The organism is [Acidovorax] ebreus TPSY, assembly GCF_000022305.1.
Classification (GTDB): domain Bacteria; phylum Pseudomonadota; class Gammaproteobacteria; order Burkholderiales; family Burkholderiaceae_C; genus Diaphorobacter; species Diaphorobacter nitroreducens.
Genome location: NC_011992.1, coordinates 819317 through 841529 on the forward strand (window position 1 = coordinate 819317; position 22213 = coordinate 841529).

The 22213-nt window shown below is 65.9% G+C and carries 20 protein-coding genes; 18 read left to right on the plus strand and 2 right to left on the minus strand.

The window, feature by feature from the left end; translation table 11 throughout:
* Together ugpA and ugpB are read right to left on the minus strand one after the other, a co-directional pair.
* Complete coding sequence (ugpA, locus tag DTPSY_RS03910; RefSeq protein ID WP_012655769.1) at positions 1-882, minus strand: sn-glycerol-3-phosphate ABC transporter permease UgpA; 882 nt, start codon at positions 880-882, stop codon at positions 1-3.
* 130 nt (positions 883-1012) lie between these two features.
* Positions 1013-2326: a sn-glycerol-3-phosphate ABC transporter substrate-binding protein UgpB gene (ugpB, locus tag DTPSY_RS03915; protein ID WP_012655770.1), complete on the minus strand. Its 1314-nt coding sequence runs from the start codon at positions 2324-2326 to the stop codon at positions 1013-1015.
* Between the two features lie 311 nt (positions 2327-2637).
* Here ugpB and serA point away from each other — a divergent pair, with 311 nt between their 5' ends.
* The 18 genes from serA (at position 2638) to DTPSY_RS04005 (ending at position 22209) form a co-directional block, all read left to right on the plus strand.
* Positions 2638-3867: a phosphoglycerate dehydrogenase gene (gene serA, locus DTPSY_RS03920; RefSeq protein ID WP_012655771.1), complete on the plus strand. Its 1230-nt coding sequence runs from the start codon at positions 2638-2640 to the stop codon at positions 3865-3867.
* A 192-nt stretch (positions 3868-4059) separates the two neighbouring features.
* Positions 4060-7983: a DUF3683 domain-containing protein gene (locus DTPSY_RS03925; protein WP_012655772.1), complete on the plus strand. Its 3924-nt coding sequence runs from the start codon at positions 4060-4062 to the stop codon at positions 7981-7983.
* Positions 7980-8471, plus strand: coding sequence for an HIT family protein (locus tag DTPSY_RS03930; protein WP_238526566.1), 492 nt, complete (start codon positions 7980-7982; stop codon positions 8469-8471). Before DTPSY_RS03925 ends, DTPSY_RS03930 begins: the two co-directional genes overlap by 4 nt.
* 163 nt (positions 8472-8634) lie before the next feature.
* Positions 8635-9051 carry a gamma-butyrobetaine hydroxylase family protein gene (locus DTPSY_RS03935; RefSeq protein WP_012655774.1) on the plus strand — a complete coding sequence of 139 codons (417 nt, stop codon included), beginning with the start codon at positions 8635-8637 and terminating at the stop codon, positions 9049-9051.
* A gap of 124 nt (positions 9052-9175) precedes the next feature.
* Positions 9176-9907 carry a bifunctional demethylmenaquinone methyltransferase/2-methoxy-6-polyprenyl-1,4-benzoquinol methylase UbiE gene (gene ubiE, locus DTPSY_RS03940; RefSeq protein ID WP_012655775.1) on the plus strand — a complete coding sequence of 244 codons (732 nt, stop codon included), beginning with the start codon at positions 9176-9178 and terminating at the stop codon, positions 9905-9907.
* Between the two features lie 38 nt (positions 9908-9945).
* The gene (locus DTPSY_RS03945; protein ID WP_012655776.1) at positions 9946-10953 is read left to right on the plus strand and encodes a Tim44 domain-containing protein; all 1008 of its coding nucleotides are present in this window, start codon (positions 9946-9948) and stop codon (positions 10951-10953) included.
* A gap of 80 nt (positions 10954-11033) precedes the next feature.
* Positions 11034-11612 carry a hypothetical protein gene (locus DTPSY_RS03950; protein WP_012655777.1) on the plus strand — a complete coding sequence of 193 codons (579 nt, stop codon included), beginning with the start codon at positions 11034-11036 and terminating at the stop codon, positions 11610-11612.
* Complete coding sequence (ubiB, locus tag DTPSY_RS03955) at positions 11609-13174, plus strand: ubiquinone biosynthesis regulatory protein kinase UbiB (protein ID WP_012655778.1); 1566 nt, start codon at positions 11609-11611, stop codon at positions 13172-13174. The genes DTPSY_RS03950 and ubiB overlap by 4 nt, the downstream gene beginning before the upstream one ends.
* Before the next feature lie 35 nt (positions 13175-13209).
* Positions 13210-14661, plus strand: a complete 1452-nt coding sequence (locus DTPSY_RS03960; protein WP_012655779.1) for a high affinity choline transporter 1 — start codon at positions 13210-13212, stop codon at positions 14659-14661.
* 75 nt (positions 14662-14736) lie between these two features.
* Complete coding sequence (locus tag DTPSY_RS17855) at positions 14737-15009, plus strand: FmdB family zinc ribbon protein (protein ID WP_012655780.1); 273 nt, start codon at positions 14737-14739, stop codon at positions 15007-15009.
* Between the two features lie 15 nt (positions 15010-15024).
* On the plus strand, positions 15025-15648 hold the full coding sequence (locus DTPSY_RS03970; RefSeq protein WP_011804317.1) for a DUF502 domain-containing protein: 624 nt from the start codon (positions 15025-15027) through the stop codon (positions 15646-15648).
* A gap of 92 nt (positions 15649-15740) precedes the next feature.
* Positions 15741-17552 (plus strand): aspartate--tRNA ligase, encoded by a 1812-nt coding sequence (aspS, locus tag DTPSY_RS03975; RefSeq protein WP_011804318.1) that lies wholly within the window; start codon positions 15741-15743, stop codon positions 17550-17552.
* Between the two features lie 96 nt (positions 17553-17648).
* Positions 17649-18452 carry a hypothetical protein gene (locus DTPSY_RS03980; RefSeq protein WP_012655781.1) on the plus strand — a complete coding sequence of 268 codons (804 nt, stop codon included), beginning with the start codon at positions 17649-17651 and terminating at the stop codon, positions 18450-18452.
* A 28-nt stretch (positions 18453-18480) separates the two neighbouring features.
* Entirely contained in the window at positions 18481-18933 is a 453-nt protein-coding gene (nudB, locus tag DTPSY_RS03985) for a dihydroneopterin triphosphate diphosphatase (RefSeq protein WP_238526567.1), read from the plus strand.
* Positions 18930-19697, plus strand: a complete 768-nt coding sequence (locus DTPSY_RS03990; RefSeq protein WP_011804321.1) for an endonuclease/exonuclease/phosphatase family protein — start codon at positions 18930-18932, stop codon at positions 19695-19697. The genes nudB and DTPSY_RS03990 overlap by 4 nt, the downstream gene beginning before the upstream one ends.
* A gap of 4 nt (positions 19698-19701) precedes the next feature.
* Positions 19702-20931, plus strand: a complete 1230-nt coding sequence (gene clsB / locus DTPSY_RS03995; protein WP_012655783.1) for a cardiolipin synthase ClsB — start codon at positions 19702-19704, stop codon at positions 20929-20931.
* A 126-nt stretch (positions 20932-21057) separates the two neighbouring features.
* Positions 21058-21783, plus strand: coding sequence for a GTP cyclohydrolase I (folE, locus tag DTPSY_RS04000; RefSeq protein ID WP_011804323.1), 726 nt, complete (start codon positions 21058-21060; stop codon positions 21781-21783).
* A 3-nt stretch (positions 21784-21786) separates the two neighbouring features.
* Complete coding sequence (locus DTPSY_RS04005; protein WP_012655784.1) at positions 21787-22209, plus strand: BLUF domain-containing protein; 423 nt, start codon at positions 21787-21789, stop codon at positions 22207-22209.
* The last annotated feature ends 4 nt before the right edge of the window (positions 22210-22213 follow it).

A 22213-nucleotide genomic window follows, 5' to 3' on the forward strand; every position in this document is an offset into this window, starting at 1 on the left:
TCAGTACTGCACTTTCTTCTCGACGTAGCGGAACTGCACCACGGTGAGCGCGATGACGATCAGCATCAGGATCACGGACTGCGCCGCCGAGCCGCCGAGGTCCAGCGCCTTGAAGCCGTCCTGGTACACCTTGTAGACGAGGATGGACGTGGACTGCCCCGGCCCGCCCTGCGTGGCCGCGTCGATGATGCCGAAGGTGTCAAAGAAGGCGTACACGATGTTGATCACCAGCAGGAAGAACGTGGTGGGCGACAAGAGCGGCAGCTGGATGTTCCAGAAACGCCGCCATGCACCCGCGCCGTCGATGGAGGCCGCCTCGATCAGCGCCTTCGGAATCGACTGCAGGCCCGCCAGGAAGAACAGGAAGTTGTAGGAGATCTGCTTCCACACCGAGGCGATGACGATCAGCGTCATGGCCTGGTTGTCGTTCATCATGTGGTTCCAGCCGTAGCCCAGCTCACCCAGGTAGTAGGTCACCACGCCGATGGAGGGCGAGAACAGGAACACCCACAGCACGCCCGCGATCACCGGGGCCACGGCATAGGGCACGATGAGCAGGGTCTTGTAGACCATGGCAAAGCGCACAATGCGGTCCGCGAAGATGGCCAGCGCCAGCGACACCACGATGCCGATGCCCGCCACCAGCACCGAGAACAACGCCGTGCGCTGGAAGGATTCCAGATAGGACGGATCGTCGAAAAGCTGCTTGAAATTGTCCAGCCCCACCCACTCGGTGCTCATGCCAAACGCGTCTTCCATCTGGAAGGACTGCAGGATGGCCTGGCCCGCGGGCAGGAAGAAGAAGATGCCGATGATGAGCAACTGCGGGGCGATCAACACCCAGGGCAGCCACGCCGAGCGGAAAAGTACGCGTTTTTCCATGACGTTCACAAACGAGAAAACCGCTGGCGCAAGGCTGCACCAGCGGGAAAAGGAAAAGCGGCCCCCAGGCAGGGGCCGCTGACCGAAGGGGCGTTCATGGGAACGCCTCGCCCGTCACGGATGACAGGGCTTACTTCTTGTACGAGCGCTCGAAGCGCGCCAGCAGTTCGTTGCCGCGGCTCACGATGGAGTCCAGGGCTTCCTTGGCCGTCTTTTTGCCGGCCCAGACCTGCTCGAGTTCTTCGTCCTCAATGGTGCGGATCTGCACATAGTTGCCCAGGCGGATGCCGCGCGAGTTGTCGGTCACCTTGCGCACCATCTGGTTCACGGCCGTGTCGGTGCCGGGGTGCTTGGCGTAGAAACCGGACTTGTCGGTCAGCTCATACGCGCCCATGGTGATGGGCAGGTAGCCCGTGCGCTGGTGGCTGGCGGCCTGCACCTTGGTGTCGGACAGGAACTCGAAGAACTTGGCCACGCCCTTGTATTCGGCGGGCTTCTTGCCGGCCATGACCCACAGCGATGCACCGCCGATCACGGTGTTCTGCGGTGCGCCCTTCACGTCGGGGTAGTAGGGCAGGGGCGCCAGGCCGTAGGCGAACTTGGCGTTCTTGGCCACGTCGCCGTAGAAGCCCGACGATGTCTGGATCATGGCGCACTCACCCGAGGTGAACGACGCCTGGGCCGCCGAGCCGCGGCCCTTGTAGACGAACTCGCCCACCTTGGCGGCCTGCGACAGGTTGTCGATGTGGCGCACGTGCAGCGGCGAATTGATCTTCATGCGGGCCTTGTAGCCGTTGGGCGACAGGCCGTTCTTCTCGGTGGCGAACTCCACGTTGTGCCAGGCGGAGAACGATTCGAGCTGCGTCCAGCCCATCCAGGCCAGCGTCATGGGGCAGCTGTGGCCGCTGGCCTTGAGCTTCTTGGCAGCCTCGAACACTTCGGGCCAGGTGGCGGGAGCCTTGTCGGGGTTCAGGCCGGCCTTCTTGAAGGCGTCCTTGTTGTAATAAAAGATGGTTGTGGAGCTGTTGAACGGGAAGCTCAGCATCTGGCCGTTGGGGTCGGTGTAGTACGCAGCCACGGCGGGGATGTACGCGCTGGGGTCGAAGGCAGCGCCCGCGTCCTTCATCACCTTGCCCACGGGTACCGTGGCGCCCTTGCTGGCCATCATCGTGGCCGTACCCACCTCGAACACCTGCAGGACGTGCGGCGCATTGCCCGAGCGGAACGCGGCGATCGCGGCCGTCATGCTTTCGTCATACGTCCCCTTGAAGGTAGGGATGACCTTGTACTCCTTCTGGCTCTCGTTGAACTGCTTGGCCAGGTCATTGACCCACTCGTTGTTGACAGCCGTCATGGAGTGCCACCACTGGATCTCTGTTTGAGCTTGTGCGGCCAGGCTGGTGGCGGCCACTGCGGCGGCCAGCGCCAAGTGTTTGATCTGCATGAATACTCCTCGTTGATAGACGATAGGCAGGAAAGCGGCGATGGTGGTCGCGTTCCGTGACAGGAATGTGTCGTTCTCGCACACTGCAAAAAGCGCAGCAACGGGGTAAACCCCGCGGCGCTTGGGTGACGAATTGTGTCACTGGCATGACGGTGTTGTGACAAACATCCGGCCGCGGCGGGGGTATGCATGGGCCGCCGCGGGCAATCGCATGGATGCCGACAGGGATTTGTGCATTGCACAATGATCCCCTCTCCTGTCCAGCGGCGCGCGCCGCTTGGGTGTTTTCATTTCCTCTCAATTTGCACGCCATGGCCAAGACTTCCCTGGATAAAAGCAAGATCAAGTTCCTGTTGCTGGAGGGCATCCATGCCTCTGCGGTGGAAGTGTTGCGGTCCGCGGGGTATACGCAGGTCGAGGTGCTGGCCGGGGCGCTGGAGGGCGAGGAACTGCGCCGCAAGATCGCCGACGTGCACTTCATTGGCATCCGCTCGCGCACGCAGCTCACGGCGGACGTGTTCGCGCATGCGCACAAGCTCGTGGCCGTGGGGTGCTTTTGCATCGGCACCAACCAGGTAGACCTGAACGCTGCGCGCGAGCGCGGCATCGCCGTGTTCAACGCGCCGTATTCCAACACCCGCTCCGTGGCCGAGCTGGTGCTGGCCGAGGCCATCCTGCTGCTGCGCGGCGTGCCCGAGAAGAATGCCGCGGCCCACCGCGGCGGCTGGCTCAAGAGCGCCACGAACGCCTACGAGATCCGCGGCAAGACGCTGGGCATCGTGGGCTATGGCTCCATCGGCACCCAGCTGTCGGTGCTGGCCGAGGCGCTGGGCATGCACGTGATCTTCCACGACGTGGTGCACAAGCTGCCGCTGGGCAATGCGCGCCAGGTCGGTTCGCTGCACGAGCTGCTGGGCCAGGCCGACATCGTGACCCTGCACGTGCCTGAGCTGCCTTCCACCCAGTGGATGATTGGCGCCGCCGAGATCGCGGCCATGAAGCCGGGCGGCATCCTCATCAACGCCTCGCGCGGCACGGTGGTGGAGATCGACCCCCTGGCCCAGGCGCTGAAGGGCGGCAACTTGCTGGGCGCGGCCGTGGACGTGTTCCCGGTGGAGCCCAAGAGCAACAAGGACGAGTTCGTCTCGCCGCTGCGCGGGCTGGACAACGCCCTCCTCACGCCCCACATCGGCGGCTCCACCATGGAGGCGCAGGCCAACATCGGCCTGGAGGTGGCGGAAAAGCTCGTCAGGTACAGCGACAACGGCACCAGCACCTCTTCGGTCAACTTCCCCGAGGTGGCGCTGCCCGAGCATGCCGGCAAGCACCGCCTGCTGCACGTGCACCACAACGTGCCGGGCGTGCTCTCGCAGATCAACAGCATCCTGTCGGACAACCACATCAACATCGCGGCGCAGTACCTGCAGACCAACGAGAAGATCGGCTATGTGGTGATCGACCTCGACGCGCGCTCGTCCGACCTGGCGCTGGAGAAGCTGGCCCAGGTGCCCGGCACCATCCGTAGCCGCGTGCTGTATTAAATAGCTATTGTTTTAATAGCTGCTTGCGCTGAATGGGCGGGCGCTGGGGCCTGATTTTGCTCTTGCCCGTTCTTGGCTGTCCCGCGCCAGCGGCGGGGCTCTACGGGCAGGACAGTGCGGTAACGGGCACTGGCTTAAAATCCCGACCCCGAGGCACGAGGGCGCCCTGCACGCCCAACCCAGGTTGATCCCATGAATGTTCCGATTGCGCTGGCCGCCCTGCAGACGCAAGGCGCCGAGCCTGCCCGTTTGCGCGAAATTCCGTACAACTACACCTCGTTTTCCGACCGGGAAATCGTGATCCGCCTGCTGGGCGCCTCCGCCTGGGATGTGCTGGACCAGTTGCGCCGCGAGCGCCGCACGGGCCGATCTGCCCGCATGCTGTACGAAGTGCTGGGCGACATCTGGGCCGTGCAGCGCAACCCCTACCTGCAAGACGACCTGCTGCACAACCCCGCCCGGCGCAAGCTGCTGGTGGATGCGCTGCAGCACCGCATGGCCGAGATCGAAAAGCGCCGCCTGCCGCAGGAAGACGCCGAGCGCGACCGCCGCGTGGGCGTGCTGGTGGACGCAGCGCGCCGGGCCATCGACGAGTTCGACGCCACGCTGGTCGAGGCCAGCGACCTGCGCAAGAAGGTAGCGCGCCGCCTGGGCCGCCACACCGCCAAGGACAACATCAAGTTCGACGGCCTGTCGCGCGTGTCGCACGTGACCGATGCGACCGACTGGCGCGTGGAATACCCGTTCGTGGTGCTCACGCCCGACACCGAGGCCGAGATGGCCGCGCTGGTCAAGGCCTGCATCGAGCTGGAACTGACCATCATCCCGCGTGGGGGCGGCACCGGCTACACGGGCGGCGCCATTCCGCTCACCTGGCGCAGCGCCGTCATCAACACCGAAAAGCTCGAGGCCATGACCGAGGTGCAGATGCGCCGCCTGCCGGGCCTGGACGCCGAGGTGGCCACCATCTGGACCGAGGCCGGCGTGGTCACCCAGCGCGTGGCCGATGCGGCCGAGGCCGCCGGTTTCGTGTTCGCCGTGGACCCGACCAGCGCCGAGGCTTCGTGCGTCGGCGGCAACATCGCCATGAACGCGGGCGGCAAGAAGGCCGTGCTGTGGGGCACGGCGCTGGACAACCTGGCCAGCTGGCGCATGGTGACGCCTGAAGGGCAGTGGCTGGAGGTCACGCGCGTGGGACACAACCTGGGCAAGATCCACGACGCCGACGTCGCCAGTTTCGAACTGGCGTACTTCCAGGCCGACGGCAATACGCCGATCCGCACCGAGCGCCTGGACATCCCGGGCAAGACCTTCCGCAAGGAGGGCCTGGGCAAGGACGTGACAGACAAGTTCCTCAGCGGCCTGCCCGGTGTGCAAAAGGAAGGCACCGACGGCCTGATCACCAGCGCGCGCTGGATCGTGCACCGTATGCCCGAGCACACGCGCACCGTGTGCCTGGAGTTCTTTGGCAACGCCAAGGACGCCGTGCCCAGCATCGTGGAGATCAAGGACTTCATGTTCGCTGAGCAAAAGCGCAGCGGCGTGCTGCTGGCGGGCCTGGAGCACCTGGACGACCGCTACCTGCGCGCCGTGGGCTACACCACCAAGTCCAAGCGCGGCGGACTGCCCAAGATGCTGCTGGTGGGCGACATCGTGGGCGACGACCCTGATGCCGTGGCCCGCGCCACCGCCGAGGTGGTGCGCATCGCCAACAGCCGCAGCGGCGAGGGCTTCACGGCGGTGAGCGCCGAGGCCCGCAAGAAGTTCTGGGCCGACCGCAAGAAGACGGCCGCCATCAGCCGCCACACCAACGCCTTCAAGATCAACGAAGACGTGGTGATCCCGCTGCCGCGCATGGCCGAGTACACCGACGGCATCGAGCGCATCAACATCGAACTCAGCCTGCGCAACAAGATCGAGCTGGCCGACGCGCTGGAGGAGTTCCTCGCGCGCGGCAACCTGCCGCTGGGCAAGCCCGAGGCGGGCGGCGAGCCGCCTTCGCCCGAGCTGCTGGAGGAAAAACTGGCCCTGGCCCTGGCCCTGGTGCGCGAGACGCGCGCGCTCTGGCAGGACTGGCTGCAGCGCGTGGAAGAACTGTTCCCCCAGCTGCAGGACCACCGCCTGCGCGCCAGCTGGAAGACGCAGATCCGCGACCCGCTGCGCAACATCTTCACCGGCAGCGACTTCGAGCCGCTGATGCAGGCGCTGGGCGACGTGCAAAAGCGCGTGCTCAAGGGCCGGGTGTGGGTGGCGCTGCACATGCACGCCGGCGACGGCAACGTGCACACCAACATCCCCGTGCACAGCGACAACTACGCCATGCTGCAGACCGCGCACGAAGCGGTGGCGCGCATCATGGTGCTGGCGCGCAGCCTGGGTGGCGTGATCTCGGGCGAGCACGGCATCGGCATCACCAAGCTGGAGTTTTTGACCGACGAGGAACTGGCGCCGTTCGCCGAGTACAAGCGCAAGGTGGACCCGCAAGGCCGCTTCAACCGCGGCAAGCTGCTACGCAATCAGGAGCTGCTCGCGCAGGACGGGCAAGCACTGCAGGCCCATTTGGCGCACAAAGGCTCGCGCACCTCGCTGATGTTCGCGGACCTGACCAATGCCTACACGCCCAGCTTCGGGCTGATGGGGCACGAGTCGCTGATCATGCAGCAGAGCGACATCGGCGACATCGTTGCCAGCGTGAAGGACTGCCTGCGCTGCGGCAAGTGCAAGCCCGTGTGCTCCACGCACGTGCCGCGTGCCAACCTGCTGTACAGCCCGCGCAACAAGATCCTGGCCACCTCGCTGCTGGCCGAGGCGTTCCTGTACGAAGAGCAGACGCGCCGCGGCGTGTCCATCCGCCACTGGCAGGAATTCGAGGACGTGGCCGACCACTGCACCGTGTGCCACAAGTGCTACTCGCCGTGCCCGGTCAAGATCGACTTCGGCGACGTGACCATGAACATGCGCAACCTGCTGCGCAAGATGGGCAAGAAAAGCTTCCGCCCCGGCAACAAGATGGCCATGGCGATGCTCAACGCCACCAACCCCGACACCATCAAGCTGCTGCGCGCGGGCATGGTCAACGTAGGCTTCAAGGCCCAGCGCATGGCCGTGGACGTGCTGCGCAGCGTGAGCCGCAAGCAGACCGCGCACCCACCTGCCACCGTGGGCACGGCGCCGGTCAAGGAGCAGGTGATCCACTTCGTGAACAAGAAGCTGCCCGGTGGCCTGCCCACCAAGACGGCGCGCGCGCTGCTGGACATCGAGGACAAGGACTACGTGCCCATCATCCGCAACCCGGCCGCCACCTCGGCCGACACGGAGGCGGTGTTCTACTTCCCCGGCTGCGGGTCGGAGCGCCTGTTCAGCCAGGTGGGGCTGGCCACGCAGGCCATGCTCTGGCATGCCGGCGTGCAGACCGTGCTCCCGCCGGGCTACCTGTGCTGCGGCTATCCGCAGCGCGGCAGCGGCCAGTTCGACAAGGCCGAGAAGATGATCACCGACAACCGGGTGCTGTTCCACCGCGTGGCCACCACGCTGAACTACCTGGACATCAAGACGGTGGTGGTGTCGTGCGGCACCTGCTACGACCAGCTGCAGGGTTACCAGTTCGACAAGATCTTCCCGGGCAGCCGCATCATCGACATCCACGAATACCTGCTGGAAAAGGGCATCACCCTGCCCGCGGGGCAGGGCGGCTACCTGTACCACGAGCCCTGCCACAACCCGATGAAGCAGGGCGACTCGATGAAGACCGTGCGCGCCCTGGTGGGCGACAAGGTGCTCAAGAGCGACCGCTGCTGCGGCGAGTCGGGCACGCTGGGCGTGACGCGCCCCGATGTTTCCACGCAAGTGCGCTTTCGCAAGACCGAGGAAATCCGCAAGGGCGAGGCGGCCTTGCGTTCCAGCGGCGCGGTGGGCGCGCAGGACAACATCAAGATCCTGACCAGCTGCCCCAGCTGCCTGCAGGGCATCTCGCGCTACCAGGACGACCTGTCCACCGGCCTGCTGGAAGCCGATTACATCGTCATCGAGATGGCCAAGCAGATCCTGGGCGAGAACTGGCTGCCCGAGTACGTGCAACGCGCCAACGCCGGCGGCATCGAGCGGGTGCTGGTATGAGCCAGGCCGCCATGCCCGGCATGTCCGCGCCTACCACGGGTGGCGCTGGCGCGTGCCCCCTGTGTGACTCCGACGCGGGTGCGTTGGTCTGGCGCGGCGCCAAGCTGCGCGTGATCCATGCGCAGGAGGCCGGCTTTCCGGCCTTCTACCGCGTGATCTGGGTGGACCATGTGGCGGAATTCTCGGACCTCTCCCCCGCCGACCGCCAGCACTGCATGGAGGCCGTGACGCTGGTGGAGCAGGCGCTGCGCGAGCAACTGGCGCCGGCCAAGATCAACCTGGCCAGCCTGGGCAACGTGGTGCCGCACCTGCACTGGCACGTGATCGCGCGCTACGAGTGGGACAGCCACTTCCCCGCACCCGTCTGGGCGCACCCGCAGCGCGAGTGCGACACCGCGCGTGAGACGCTGGTGGCCGAGCGCTTGCCCGCCCTGCACGCGCTGATGCGCGAGCGCCTGGAGCGCTGGGCCGACCTGGGTGAGCAGTGATGCTCATCAATTGATAGCTGCCAGCGCTTTCCCCTTGGGCGCTGGGGGCTGATTTGGCTCGCATCGCGCCGCCTTGGCTCCGGCGGCGGACAATAGCGGCAGGGCGGCGGTGCGCGGTCTCCGCCGCCGGTGTTCATTCCTTTTCATTGCGCAGGTGAAAGCCATGGCAGGTCTGACGGCGGGCGCGCCCATGCCCCAATCCATCACGGTGCACGAGCAGTCGCGCGTGCTGGAGGTGACGTTTTCCGACGGCGCACACTTTCGCATCCCGTTCGAGCTGATGCGCGTGTATTCCCCCTCGGCCGAAGTGCAGGGCCATGGGCCGGGCCAGCAGGTGCTGCAGACCGGCAAACGCGACGTCACGTTGACGCGGCTGGAGCCGGTAGGCAACTACGCCGTGCAGCCTACCTTCTCCGACGGGCACGACAGCGGCATCTTCTCGTGGGACTACCTGTACGAGCTGGGCCGCGACGAGCAGGCGCTGTGGGCAGACTATGCCGAGCGGCTGGCCGCCGCCGGCGTGGACCGTGATGCACCCATGGCGCCCAAGGCCGGCGGCCACGGCTGCGGCGGGCATTGAAGCGCAGCACGGCCCGCCCGCGTGGCCGCGCCGCGCCACGCTTTAGCCTAAATAGCGACAGATGACCTAGGCGCATGCGGGGTTGCCGCTGTACGCATGGTCAGTGGGCGCTTAGCATCGTGGTATGAGTACCACGCATTTCGGATTCCAGTCGGTTCAGGAAGAGGACAAGGCGCGCCACGTGCGCGGCGTGTTCGATTCTGTCGCGCCCAAGTACGACCTGATGAACGACCTGATGTCGGCGGGGCTGCACCGTGCCTGGAAGGCCTACACCGTCATGGTGGCCAACCTGCGCGAGGGCGACCAGGTGCTGGACATCGCTGGCGGCACGGGCGACCTGTCGCTGGCCTTTTCCAAGAAAGTGGGCGCCACGGGCCGCGTCGTGCATACCGACATCAATGAGGCCATGCTGCGCGTGGGACGCGACCGGCTGATCAACGAAGGCGTGGTGCTGCCCACGACGGTGTGCGATGCCGAGCACCTGCCGTTTCCTGACAACCACTTCGACCTGGTGAGCGTGGCCTTCGGCCTGCGCAACATGACGCACAAGGACGCTGCGCTGCGCGAGATGTGCCGCGTGCTCAAGCCGCGCGGCCGGCTGCTGGTGCTGGAGTTTTCCCGCGTGGCCAAGCCGCTGGAAAAGGCCTATGACTGGTATTCGTTCCAGGTGTTGCCGCGGCTGGGCAAGCTGGTGGCGGGCGACGATTCGAGCTACCGCTACCTGGCCGAGTCCATCCGCATGCACCCGGGCCAGGAAGAGCTCAAATCCCTCATGCAGCAAAGTGGCTTTGGGCATGTGGACTATCACAACATGACTGGCGGCATCGTCGCCTTGCATGTTGGAATCAAGTGCTGAAAGAGTTCATTGAAAACTATCGATATTTCGGAGAAGCCATGATGAAACTGTGGTCAGTGGTCTTGGTCGCCATGTTGGCGGTCGTGCATCTGGATGCGGATGCGCGCCGTCTCGGGGGCGGCAAATCCATCGGCAAGCAGTCCAGCAACGTGACCCAGCGCGACGCTGCGACGCCCCCCGCCGCTCCTGCCGCACCTACGCAGAATGCGACGACGAGTACCGCTGCGGCCAAGCCCGCCGCGGCGCCCAATACCGCCGCAGCCGCCCCCAGGAAGCCCTGGGGCGCCATGCTGGGCGGCCTGGCCGCGGGCCTGGGCCTGGCCTGGCTGGCCAGCTCGCTGGGCCTGGGCGCAGAGTTCGGCCAGTTCCTGCTGATCGCCCTGCTGGCGCTGGTGGTCATGGTGGTGGTCGGCATGGTCATGCGTGCGCGCAAATCCGCGGGCGCACCGGTGAACGCATCGCCCTTCGCCTTCCAGGGCGCGGGTTCCGCGCCCGCCGCAGATGCGCGCATGCCGCGCCAGTACAGCCCGGACAAGGTGGGTAACGACGCGTCCGCCCGCCCGTGGGAGCGCGGCGGCATGGCCTTCCAGGCGCCGGCCGCTGCCGCTACCGGCGGGATCATCGGCTCGGCGTTGTCGGGTTCGCAGAACTGGGGCGTGCCGGCCGGCTTCGACACCGAAGGCTTCCTGTCGGCCGCCAAGCGCAACTTCACCACGCTGCAGGCCGCCTGGGACCGCTCCGACGTCGCCACGCTGCGCTCCATGATGACCGACAGCATGGTTGACGAGATTCGCACGCAGCTCAACGAGCGCGAATCGCACCGCGGCGACCAGCAGCCCAACCAGACCGATGTGATCATGCTTGAGGCGCAACTGCTGGGCATCGAGGACCTGGGCGACGGCTACATGGCCAGCGTGGAGTTCTCCGGCATGATCCGCGAGGAGCCTTCCGCCGGCCCGAGCCCGTTCCGCGAGGTATGGAACATGACCAAGCCCAAGAACGGCGCCAGCGGCTGGCTGGTCGCGGGCGTGCAGGCGCTGCAGTAAGCATGGCGCCGCTGGAACCGGGCGGCGCACGGCGAAAAAGCCTGCTGCGCTGCGCCCAGTTCGGGGAATAATCGGGGACTATGGCAACACGGTCCCCTTTTTCTTTCCTGGACGGGCTCTTCGAACGCGTCATGTCTGGCCCCCTGCCGCCCGCGTGGCTGGTGCATGAGGTGCAGCACCGCACGGTGCTGTTCCTCAACCATGTGCTGATGCAGGAGCGGGAAGCCATGGACCGTCTGGCACGCCAGCGCGGCCGCGTTGCGCGCGTGCAGTGGCGCATCTTCTCGATGGCGCTGCAGGTAACGCCCGCCGGGCTGTTCGATCTCGCGCCTGCAGAGGCCGTGGCCGACCTCCGGCTGGAAGTGTCCGAGACCTCTCCGCTGTCGCTGGCCGGCAGTGCGCTGCGCGGCGACAAGCCCACCATCCGCATCGAAGGCGACGTGCAGTTCGCGGCCGAGATCAATTGGCTGGTGGACCATGTGCGCTGGGATGTCGAGGAAGACATGGCGCGCGTGATCGGCGATGCCCCGGCCCGCGCCGTGGCATCCGTCGTGGGACGCGCCGTGCAGGCGTTGCGCAGCTTCGTGGGCGCACGCGTGCCCGGCGGCCAGGCGCCCGCGCCCGCAGCGGGCGAGTTGCCGGACCGCTCCCCGCCATGAGCCGCTTTGCCCGCGGCATCACCATCGTCTGGGTGGTGCTGCGCTATGGACTCGACGAACTGGTGCTGTCGACCTTCCGGCAGCCGTGGCTGCGCGCCGTCACGCGGGTCATCACCTTCGGTCGCAAGCTGGACGCGCCGCGCGGCCAGCGGCTGCGCGAGGCCTTGGAGAGCCTGGGTCCGATTTTCGTGAAGTTCGGGCAGGTCCTGTCCACGCGCCGCGACCTCATGCCGCCGGACATTGCGGACGAGCTGGCGCTGCTGCAGGATCGCGTGCCGCCGTTCGACCCCGATGTGGCGATCGCCACCATCGAGCGCGCATTTCGCCGCCCGATCGGCGAGGTGTTCGTCTCGTTCGACCGACAGCCCGTGGCCAGCGCGTCCATCGCACAGGTGCACTTCGCGGTGATCCGTGACCGCCAAGGGCACGCGCGTGAAGTCGCCGTGAAGGTGCTGCGCCCCGGCATGCTGCCGGTGATCGACAAGGATTTGGCGCTCATGCGCATGATGGCCGGGTGGGTGGAAAGCCTGTCCGCCGACGGCAAGCGCCTCAAGCCCCGCGAGGTCGTGGCCGAGTTCGACAACTACCTGCACGACGAACTCGACCTGGTGCGCGAGGCGGCCAACGCGGCGCAGCTGCGCCGCAACATGCAGGGGCTGGACTTGGTGCTCATCCCGGAGGTGTTCTGGGATTTCTGCCATGCCGAAGTGTTGGTGATGGAGCGCATGAAGGGCGTGCCCATCAACCAGGTGGAGCGCCTGCGCAGCGCGGGCGTGGACATTCCCAAGCTGGCCCGCGACGGCGTGACCATCTTCTTCACCCAGGTGTTCCGCGACGGGTTCTTTCATGCCGACATGCATCCCGGCAACATCCAGGTGAGCCTGGCGCCCGAGACCTTCGGCCGCTACATCTCGCTGGACTTTGGCATCGTCGGGACGCTGACCGAGTTCGACAAGGAATACCTTGCGCAGAACTTCACGGCTTTTTTCAGGCGCGACTACAAGCGCGTGGCCGAACTGCACATCGAAAGCGGCTGGGTTCCCGCCCATACCCGCGTGAACGAACTGGAAGCCGCTATCCGCACCGTGTGCGAGCCGTATTTCGACCGGCCGCTCAAGGAAATCTCTTTGGGCATGGTGCTGCTGCGGCTGTTCCAGACCTCGCGGCGCTTCCAGGTGGAGATCCAGCCGCAGCTGGTGCTGCTGCAAAAAACCTTGCTCAACATCGAAGGGCTGGGCCGGCAGTTGGACCCCGACCTGGACCTGTGGAGCACGGCCAAGCCCTTCCTGGAGAAGTGGATGCTCGATCAGCTGGGTCCCCAACGCCTGTGGCGCGAGCTGCGTGCCGAGGCGCCGCACTACGCCAAGATCCTGCCCGACCTGCCACGCCTGCTCCACGACTTCCTGCGCCAGCGGCCCCATGACAACCGGGGCGATCTGCAGGAACTGCTGGCCACCCAGAAGCGCACCAACCGGCTGCTGCAAAGCATCATCTATGGCGGCCTGGGCTTCGTGCTGGGGCTGCTGGTCATGCAGCTCTTCGTGCGCGTGCGCATCTTCTAACTTCCTTCCCTCTCTCATTCCTCAGGAGTACCAGCGTGTTGCTCTTCATGGTGATTGCCTACCTGTTTGTCACCATCGGCATTGGCTTGTGGGCTGCCCAACGGGTGAAGAACACGGCTGATTTCGCGATTGCCGGACGCCACCTGCCCATGTACATGATCATCACCACCACATTCGCCACGTGGTTCGGCTCCGAGATCGTGCTGGGCGTGCCCGCCAAGTTCATTGAAGGGGGGCTCAAGGCCGTGGTGGAAGACCCGTTTGGCGCCGGCATGTGCTTGATTCTGGTGGGATTGTTCTTCGCGGCCAAGCTCTACCGCATGACGCTGCTGACCATCAGCGACTACTACCGCGAGCGCTACGGCCGCGCAGTGGAGGTGATCTGCTCGCTCATCATCATGCTCAGCTACCTGGGCTGGGTGTCGGCGCAGGTCACGGCGCTGGGGCTGGTGTTCAATCTGCTGTCCGGCGGTGCGGTGAGCATCCCCATGGGCATGGCCATCGGCGTGCTGTCCATCCTGGTCTACACGCTGTGGGGTGGCATGTGGTCGGTGGCGGTGACCGATTTCATCCAGATGATCATTCTGGTGGTCGGCCTGGTGGTGCTGGCCTGGTTCGCCAGCGACATGGCGGGGGGCGCGGGCAAGGTGATCGAGCTGGCCACCAGCCGCGACCTGTTTCAGTTCTGGCCCGAACCCACCTGGCACGAAATCATCTTCTTCTTCGGTGCCGCCATCACCATGATGCTGGGCTCCATCCCGCAGCAGGATGTGTTCCAGCGCGTCATGTCGGCCAATACCGAACGCGCCGCCACGCATGGCACGGTGATCGGCGGTACGGCCTACATCTTCTTCGCCTTCGTGCCCATGTTCCTCGTGGCAAGCGCGCTGCTGATCATGCCGCAGGAGACGGCTGAACTGCTCAAGGATGACCCGCAGAAGGTGCTGCCCACTCTGGTGATGGACAAGATGCCGCTCGTCATGCAGGTGCTGTTCTTCGGTGCGCTACTGTCGGCCATCAAGTCCTGCGCCTCGGCCACACTGCTGGCGCCCAGCGTCACCTTCACCGAGAACATCTGGCGGCAGTTCCGCCCTGAGAAGATCAGCGACCGCGAGAACCTGCTGGCCATGCGCATCAGTGTGCTGGTGTTCGCGGTGGGTGTGCTGGCCTATTCCATCAAGATGGAAGGCACGCCCATTTACGAGCTGGTGTCCAGCGCCTACCAAGTGCCGCTGGTGGGGGCGTTTGTGCCGCTGGTATTCGGCCTGTACTGGAAGCGTGCCAACACGCAAGGCGCGCTGTGCGCGGTGGCGCTGGGCATTGGCGTGTGGCTGGTGTTCATGGTCACCCCCGCGCTGCATGAGGCGTTCCCCCAGCAACTCGCCGGCTTGCTGGCCGCCATGGTCGGCATGGTGGCCGGTTCGCTTGCGCCGCAGGTGGTGCGCAATTCCCATGCGCCGCACCACCGGGTGGTGGGGGTGGAGTGACGCACGGGCGCGCGGTGCGGCCTGGGGTGCATGCCTATAATTGAAGGTTTTGCACATTCTTCGCACTTCTTCGTAATGCCTATTTACGCCTATCGATGCGGTTCCTGCGGCCATGCCAAGGACGTGCTGCAAAAAATCTCCGACGCGCCGCTCACCGTCTGCCCGTCCTGTGGTGCGCCGGCTTTTTCCAAGCAGCTGACGGCCGCGGGCTTTCAACTCAAGGGCACGGGTTGGTATGCCACCGATTTCAGCGGCCGTGCCAGTGCGCCTGCTGCGGCATCGGATGCTCCTAAAACAGAAGCTGCCAGCGCTGCTCCAGCAAGCGCTACGGCCACTTCTGACTCCTAACCTCGGATAACTCGCATGGCTGCCTTGCGCAAGTGGCTGTTCACGGGTCTGCTGGTCATCGTGCCCGGCGTCATCACCGCATGGGTGTTGAGCTGGATCGTGAGTACCCTGGATCAGACCCTCGCCATCCTGCCGGGCTCCTGGCAGCCAGACAAACTGCTGGGCTTTCACATCCCGGGCTTCGGGGTGCTGCTCACGCTCAGCATCCTGCTGGTGGTGGGGGCCTTGGCGAGCAACTTCGCGGGGCGCAAGCTGGTGGAGTGGGGCGACCGCCTGGTCAGCCGCATTCCCGTGGTGCGTTCGATCTACTCCAGTGTCAAGCAGGTTTCCGACACGCTGTTCTCTGAAAGCGGCAACGCCTTTCGCACCGCCGTGCTGGTGCAGTGGCCGCGCGAGGGGGTGTGGACGGTGGCCTTCATCACCGGCGCGCCCAGCGGCGAGGTGGCGGCTTACCTGCGTGACGAGTATGTGAGCGTCTACGTGCCCACCACGCCCAATCCCACGGGCGGGTACTTCGTGCTCATGCGCAGGAGCGACTGCATCGAGCTGGACATGAGCATCGATGCGGCCCTCAAGTACATTGTGTCGATGGGGGTGGTGTCGCCACCCGACCCCGTTGCCACGGAACCCGCTCCATAAGAAAACCGTCGTCGCCCGCCCGTGCCTGTGCGCCGAGTGGGTGGAAAGAACAACCATCGTCGCGTCCCACGAGGACGCAGGAAGACTGATCCATGGCCATGCGCTCCCACTACTGCGGTCTTGTGACCGAAGCCCTCCTGGGCCAAACCGTCACCCTGTCGGGCTGGGTGAACCGTCGCCGCGACCATGGCGGCGTGATCTTCATCGACCTGCGCGACCGCGAAGGCTATGTGCAGGTGGTTTGCGACCCTGACCGTCCCGAGATGTTCAAGGTGGCCGAGGACGTCCGTAACGAGTTCTGCGTGCAGGTCAAGGGTTTGGTGCGCGCGCGCCCCGAAGGCACGACCAACGACAGCCTCAAGAGCGGCAAGATCGAGGTGCTGTGCCAGGAGCTCAACGTCCTGAACCCGTCCGTGACGCCGCCCTTCCAGATGGACGACGACAACCTGTCGGAAACCACGCGCCTCACGCACCGCGTGATGGACCTGCGCCGCCCGTACATGCAGCGCAACATGATGCTGCGCTACAAGACGGCCATCCAGGTGCGCAACTTCCTGGACAAGGAAGGCTTCATCGACATCGAAACGCCCATGCTGGGCAAGAGCACGCCCGAGGGGGCGCGCGACTACCTCGTGCCCAGCCGCGTGCACGACGGCCAGTTCTTCGCGCTGCCGCAGTCGCCCCAGCTCTACAAGCAGATGCTGATGGTGGCCGGCTACGACCGCTACTACCAGATCACCAAGTGCTTCCGCGACGAGGATCTGCGCGCCGACCGCCAGCCCGAGTTCACGCAGATCGACTGCGAGACCTCGTTCCTGAACGAGGAAGAGATCCGCGCCATCTTCCAGCGCATGATCAAGGAAGTGTTCCAGCAGCAACTGGGCGTGGACCTGGGTGAATTCCCCACCATGACCTACCAGGAAGCAGCGCACCGCTTCGGCTCCGACAAGCCTGACCTGCGCGTGAAGCTCGAATTCACCGAGCTGACCGATGTCATGAAGGACGTGGACTTCAAGGTCTTCTCCGGCGCCGCCAACATGAAGGGCGGCCGTGTGGTGGCCCTGCGCGTGCCCGGTGGCGCCCGTGAAGAGGGCGGCCTGTCGCGCGGCGAGATCGACGGCTATACCGAGTTCGTGAAGATCTACGGCGCCAAGGGTCTGGCTTACATCAAGGTCAACGACAAGGCCAAGGGCCGTGACGGCCTGCAGTCGCCCATCGTCAAGAACATCCATGACGCCGCACTGGCCGAAGTGCTCCAGCGCACGGGCGCACAGGACGGCGACCTGCTGTTCTTTGGCGCCGACAAGGAAAAGATCGTCAACGACGCCATCGGCGCACTGCGCCTGAAGGTCGGCCACAGCGAATTCGGCAAGAAGAATGGTCTGTTCGAGAACCGCTGGGCGCCGCTGTGGGTGGTGGACTTTCCCATGTTCGAGCATGACGAGGAAGAAGACCGCTGGGTGGCCGTGCACCACCCCTTCACGTCGCCGAAGGACGGCCATGAGAACCTCATGGACACCGATCCCGGCAAGTGCATTGCCAAGGCCTACGACATGGTGCTGAACGGCTGGGAACTGGGCGGCGGCTCGGTGCGTATCCACCGCGCTGATGTGCAGGCCAAGGTGTTTGCGGCGCTCAATATCGGCCCGGAAGACCAGCGCGCGAAGTTCGGCTACCTGCTGGACGCGTTGCAGTACGGCGCGCCTCCACACGGCGGCCTGGCCTTCGGCCTGGACCGCCTGATCACGCTGATGACGGGAGCCGAGTCCATCCGCGACGTGATCGCCTTCCCCAAGACCCAGCGCGCCCAGGATCTGCTGACCCAGGCCCCTTCGCCTGTGGACGAAAAGCAGCTGCGCGAACTGCACATCCGCCTGCGCAACCCGCTGCCTGCAGCCCACTGAGGGGCGCGCGGGCTCCGACACCTAAGCGGCAGGCGCGTTCACGTGCCTGCCGTTTTTGTTTGCCATAACGTGTCCACAAGCTCTTGGAGGGAGACCATGCGCATGCTGTTCCGACGGCTGTCCCATACCGGTTTGCTGCTGTGCGTGGCGCTGGGGGTATCGGCTTGCGGCGAGAAGAAAACCGAGCTGGGCGAAGGCGGTTCGGTGGTCACTGGCTCGGCCGGGCCCCAGGGCCCGCGCAACGCCGCGCGCGAGCTGCTGCGCTGCGACAGCCCCGTGGCCACCGTGGCGCTGGCCGAGAGTCCCCACGGCTATGCCACGGGTGGTTACAACCTTCCCACCTCGCCCGTGCCCCTGATCAAGCTCATGGTGCAACAAAGCGGCTGCTTTCGCGTGATGGATCGTGGCGCGGGGCTGCGTGGTACGGTACAGGAGAGCGAATTGCGTGAATCCGGCGTGCTGCGCCCCAACTCGACCGTGGTCAAGGGGCGCGGCTATGAGGCGCAGTACACGCTCACTCCCAGCCTGACCTTCAGCGAAAGCGATGCCGGGCGCGGCCTGGCGGGCATCATGGGCATGATTCCGGTGCTGCGCGATCTGGCCGGCCTGATCGGCCTGGCCGAGCAGGTGAAGTTCAAGGAGGCGCAGACGGCGCTACTGCTGTCGGACAACGAAACCACCGAACAGGTGGCTGCCGCCACGGGCGCGGCCCGCACCACCGATCTGGGCATCGGCGGCATCATGATCGGGCGACTGGGGGGCGCATCCGGAGCAGGTTGGAGCAACACCAACGAAGCCAAGGTGGTTGCCGCCGCCTTCCTGGATACGCACAACGCCCTGGTGGAGCAGGTGCGGGCGCTGCAAGCCAAGCCCCTGCCGCCGCCGGTGCCGAGCCGCTAGCGCAGCGCGCATGCACAGGGACGGCGCCATGTACAAAATTCCCGAATCCGTGCTGGTGGTGGTGCACACGCCTGCGCTGGACGTGCTGCTGCTGCGCCGTGCCGACTCGGCCGAAGATTTCTGGCAATCGGTCACCGGCAGCAAGGATTTTGCGGGCGAGGACTGGGCCGTCACCGCCGCGCGCGAGGTGGCGGAGGAAACCGGCATCCAGGCCGCCGCTGCGGGCTGCGCGCTGCGCGACTGGGGCATGGAGAACATCTACAGCATCTACCCGCAATGGCGGCACCGCTACGCGCCGGATGTCTGCCTGAATACCGAGCGTGTCTTCGGCCTGTGCGTGCCGGCGCAGACGCCAGTGGCCTTGAATCCGCGCGAACACACGGCATATGCTTGGATGGGCTGGCGCGAAGCCGCGGACCGCTGCTACTCGCCTTCCAATGCCGAGGCCATACTCTGGCTGCCACGATTCGTTGGACGATGACCGCAACACCGATCGAACTGCCTGCCGAGCATTCCGGCATCCTGCGCGTAGCGACCTACAACATCCACAAGGGTGTGCAGGGGCTGGGCCCCGCGCGCCGGCTGGAGATCCACAATCTGGGCCTGGCGGTCGAGCAGCTCGATGCAGACATCGTCTGCCTGCAGGAGGTGCGCAGGATGAACCGCAAGGAGGCCAGCTACTTCGAGCGTTGGCCCCATGTGCCGCAGGCCGAGTACCTGGCCCCCGAAGGTTACGAAGCCATCTACCGCACCAATGCCTTCACGCGCCACGGAGAGCACGGCAACGCGCTGCTCACGCGCTGGCCGGTGATCGGCCACCAGCACGAGGACATCTCCGACCATCGCTTCGAGCAGCGCGGCCTGCTGCATGTGGAGGTGGAGATACAGGGCCGCCGGGTGCATGCCATCGTGGTGCACCTGGGCCTGGTGCCCGGCAGCCGCATCCGCCAGGTGGCGCAGCTGCAGCGCTTCATCGCGCGCGAGGTGCCCGAGGATGCCCCGCTGGTCGTCGCGGGCGACTTCAACGACTGGGGGCTGCAGATCAAGCGCATGCTTGCGGGCTTCGGGCTCTTCGAGTACGACGATGCGCCCCAGGCCTTCACCTACCCCGCCCGCCTGCCCATGGTGCAGCTGGACCATGTGTACGTGCGGGGCCTCACCCCGCTGGGGCTGCAGGTGCCGCGTGGGCGGATCTGGTGGCGCATGTCGGACCATTTGCCGCTGATCGCAGAGTTCAAGCTCTGACTCCATGGTCGCCCCCACGCGCGCGCACGCTACCGGCCGAGACCACCAGATCCAGCTGCTGCAGGGCACGCAGGAGTTGTTCCCGGCGCTGATCGCCGAGATGGATGCGGCGCTGTCCGATATCCAGTTCGAGACCTACATCTTTGACTGCACTGGCGCGGGCGCCGACGTGGCCGAGGCGCTGATGCGCGCAGCCCGGCGCGGCGTGCGCGTGCACCTGGCGCTGGACGGCGTGGGCACGGGGCGGCTGCCCGAGCCTTGGCGCACCCGCATGGTGCAGGCCGGCGTGCACGTGCAGGTGTATTCGCCGCTCGGCCCGCTGGGCCTGCTGCTGCCGATGCGCTGGCGCCGGCTGCACCGCAAGCTGTGCGTGGTGGATGGCTGCGTGCTGTACTGCGGCGGCATCAACGTGCTGGACGACTTCCACGACCCCAACCACGGCGCGCTCACCGCGCCGCGCTTTGACTTTGCCGTGCGCGCCGAGGGCAGCCTGGTGCAGCAGGCCAGCGAGACCATGGAGCAACTGTGGTGGCGCATGCGCGCGGTGCGCGACGTACGCCAGCGCCGCCTGTCGCTGGCCCTGGCCGACCTGCGCGCCGCCAGCGCCGCACGCCTGGCGGCGCGGCGCGCCGAGAGCCGTGCGCGGGGCATGCGCGCCGAGCTGGTGCTGCGCGACAACGTGCGCAACCGTGCACGCATCGAGCGCGCCTACCTGCGCGCCATTGCCCGCGCGCGGCATGAGGTCATCATCGCCAACGCCTACTTCGTGCCCGGTGGCAAGCTGCGCCGCGCGCTGGTGCTGGCGGCGCGGCGCGGCGTGCGCGTACAGCTGCTGCTGCAGGGGCGGTACGAATACTTCATGCAATACCACGCAGCGCGGCCGGTGTACGGCACGCTGCTGGCGGCGGGCGTGGAGATTCATGAATACGCGCCCAGCTTCCTGCACGCCAAGGTGGCGGTGATCGACGCGGACAGCCGCCGCGCCTGGGCCACGGTGGGCTCGTCCAACCTGGACCCGCTGTCGCTGCTGCTGGCGCGCGAGGCCAATGTGATCGTGCGCGACGCCCCCTTTGCCCAGGACCTGCGCAAGCGGCTGCGCCACGCCATGGCCCACGAGGGCCGCCAGCTTGACCCGCAGCGCTACGCCGAACGCCCCTGGCGCGAGCGCGCGCTGGACCGCATCGCCTTCGGCATCATGCGCGCGGCCCTGTGGGTGACGGGCAACCGCTACTGAATGCCGCGCCCTGCCGGTGGGATAATATTGCTATTGTTTGGATAGCTGCTGGCGCTTGCCCCATAAGCGCTAGAGGCATAAAAGGCTTATAAAGCCTGGATCGGCATTCGCTGGTACCATGCCGCCATGTCTTCAGAACCCCCAGCACCCCTGAGCGGCGCCGCGCCCGACGAGGGTACGCCCGTCTCCGTCAAGATTCGCGAACGGCTGAACGCGGCGCGCCGGCGCTTCCATGCCAACGACAACATTGCGGAGTTCATCCAGCCCGGCGAGCTGGAGCGCCTGCTGGACGAGGTCGAGGCCAAGATGCAGGGCGTCCTCGACAGCATGGTGATCGACACAGCGGGCGACCACAACACGCAGGCCACGGCGCGCCGGGTGGCCAAGATGTACCTCAACGAGGTCTTCAAGGGCCGCTACGTGCAGCCGCCGGCGATCACCGAGTTTCCCAACGCCGAGCACCTGAACGAGCTGATGATCGTCGGCCCCGTCACCGTGCGCAGCGCCTGCAGCCACCACTTCTGCCCGGTGATCGGCAAGATCTGGATCGGCGTGCTGCCCAACGAGCACACCAACGTGATCGGTCTGTCCAAGTACGCGCGCCTCGTGGACTGGGTCATGGGGCGTCCCCAGATCCAGGAGGAGGCCGTGGTGCAGCTGGCCGACCTCATCATGGAAAAGACCCAGCCCGACGGGCTGGCCATCGTCATGGAGGCCAGCCACTTCTGTATGTCCTGGCGCGGTGTGCGCGAGATGGACAGCAAGATGATCAACTCGGTGATGCGCGGGGTGTTCCTCACCAACCCCACGCTGCGCCGCGAATTCCTGGCCCTCATTCCCCGAAGGAGCTGACCCATGCTGGTCCGTCTTCTCTACGTCAGCCGCGCCGTCGATACCTCGCCCGAGGCCATCGAGGCCATCCTCACCCAGTCGCGCCAGCACAACCCCGCCAGTGGCATCACGGGCGTGCTGTGCTACGGCGGCGGCATCTTCCTGCAGGCCATCGAAGGCGGCCGCTCGGCCGTCAGCGACCTATACGGCCACATCCAGCGCGACCCGCGTCACAAGGACGTGGAATTGCTGGCCTTCGAGGAAATCACCGAGCGCCGCTTTGGCGGCTGGACCATGGGCCAGGTCAACCTGACCAAGCTCAACCACTCCATCGTGCTCAAGTATTCCGAGCGGCCCGAGTTCGACCCCTATGCAGCCTCGGGCAAAGTGTCGTTCGCGCTGCTCGAAGAACTCATGGCCACGGCCAGCATCATCGGCCGGGCCTGAGGGT

Bases quoted from the DNA above. Each gene is read 5' to 3' on its own strand.
- ugpA (WP_012655769.1), bottom strand. From the start codon at position 882: ATGGAAAAACGCGTACTTTTCCGCTCGGCGTGGCTGCCCTGGGTGTTG.
- ugpB (WP_012655770.1), bottom strand. From the start codon at position 2,326: ATGCAGATCAAACACTTGGCGCTGGCCGCCGCAGTGGCCGCCACCAGC.
- serA (WP_012655771.1), top strand. From the start codon at position 2,638: ATGGCCAAGACTTCCCTGGATAAAAGCAAGATCAAGTTCCTGTTGCTG.
- DTPSY_RS03925 (WP_012655772.1), top strand. From the start codon at position 4,060: ATGAATGTTCCGATTGCGCTGGCCGCCCTGCAGACGCAAGGCGCCGAG.
- DTPSY_RS03930 (WP_238526566.1), top strand. From the start codon at position 7,980: ATGAGCCAGGCCGCCATGCCCGGCATGTCCGCGCCTACCACGGGTGGC.
- DTPSY_RS03935 (WP_012655774.1), top strand. From the start codon at position 8,635: ATGGCAGGTCTGACGGCGGGCGCGCCCATGCCCCAATCCATCACGGTG.
- ubiE (WP_012655775.1), top strand. From the start codon at position 9,176: ATGAGTACCACGCATTTCGGATTCCAGTCGGTTCAGGAAGAGGACAAG.
- DTPSY_RS03945 (WP_012655776.1), top strand. From the start codon at position 9,946: ATGATGAAACTGTGGTCAGTGGTCTTGGTCGCCATGTTGGCGGTCGTG.
- DTPSY_RS03950 (WP_012655777.1), top strand. From the start codon at position 11,034: ATGGCAACACGGTCCCCTTTTTCTTTCCTGGACGGGCTCTTCGAACGC.
- ubiB (WP_012655778.1), top strand. From the start codon at position 11,609: ATGAGCCGCTTTGCCCGCGGCATCACCATCGTCTGGGTGGTGCTGCGC.
- DTPSY_RS17855 (WP_012655780.1), top strand. From the start codon at position 14,737: ATGCCTATTTACGCCTATCGATGCGGTTCCTGCGGCCATGCCAAGGAC.
- DTPSY_RS03970 (WP_011804317.1), top strand. From the start codon at position 15,025: ATGGCTGCCTTGCGCAAGTGGCTGTTCACGGGTCTGCTGGTCATCGTG.
- aspS (WP_011804318.1), top strand. From the start codon at position 15,741: ATGGCCATGCGCTCCCACTACTGCGGTCTTGTGACCGAAGCCCTCCTG.
- DTPSY_RS03980 (WP_012655781.1), top strand. From the start codon at position 17,649: ATGCGCATGCTGTTCCGACGGCTGTCCCATACCGGTTTGCTGCTGTGC.
- nudB (WP_238526567.1), top strand. From the start codon at position 18,481: ATGTACAAAATTCCCGAATCCGTGCTGGTGGTGGTGCACACGCCTGCG.
- DTPSY_RS03990 (WP_011804321.1), top strand. From the start codon at position 18,930: ATGACCGCAACACCGATCGAACTGCCTGCCGAGCATTCCGGCATCCTG.
- clsB (WP_012655783.1), top strand. From the start codon at position 19,702: ATGGTCGCCCCCACGCGCGCGCACGCTACCGGCCGAGACCACCAGATC.
- folE (WP_011804323.1), top strand. From the start codon at position 21,058: ATGTCTTCAGAACCCCCAGCACCCCTGAGCGGCGCCGCGCCCGACGAG.
- DTPSY_RS04005 (WP_012655784.1), top strand. From the start codon at position 21,787: ATGCTGGTCCGTCTTCTCTACGTCAGCCGCGCCGTCGATACCTCGCCC.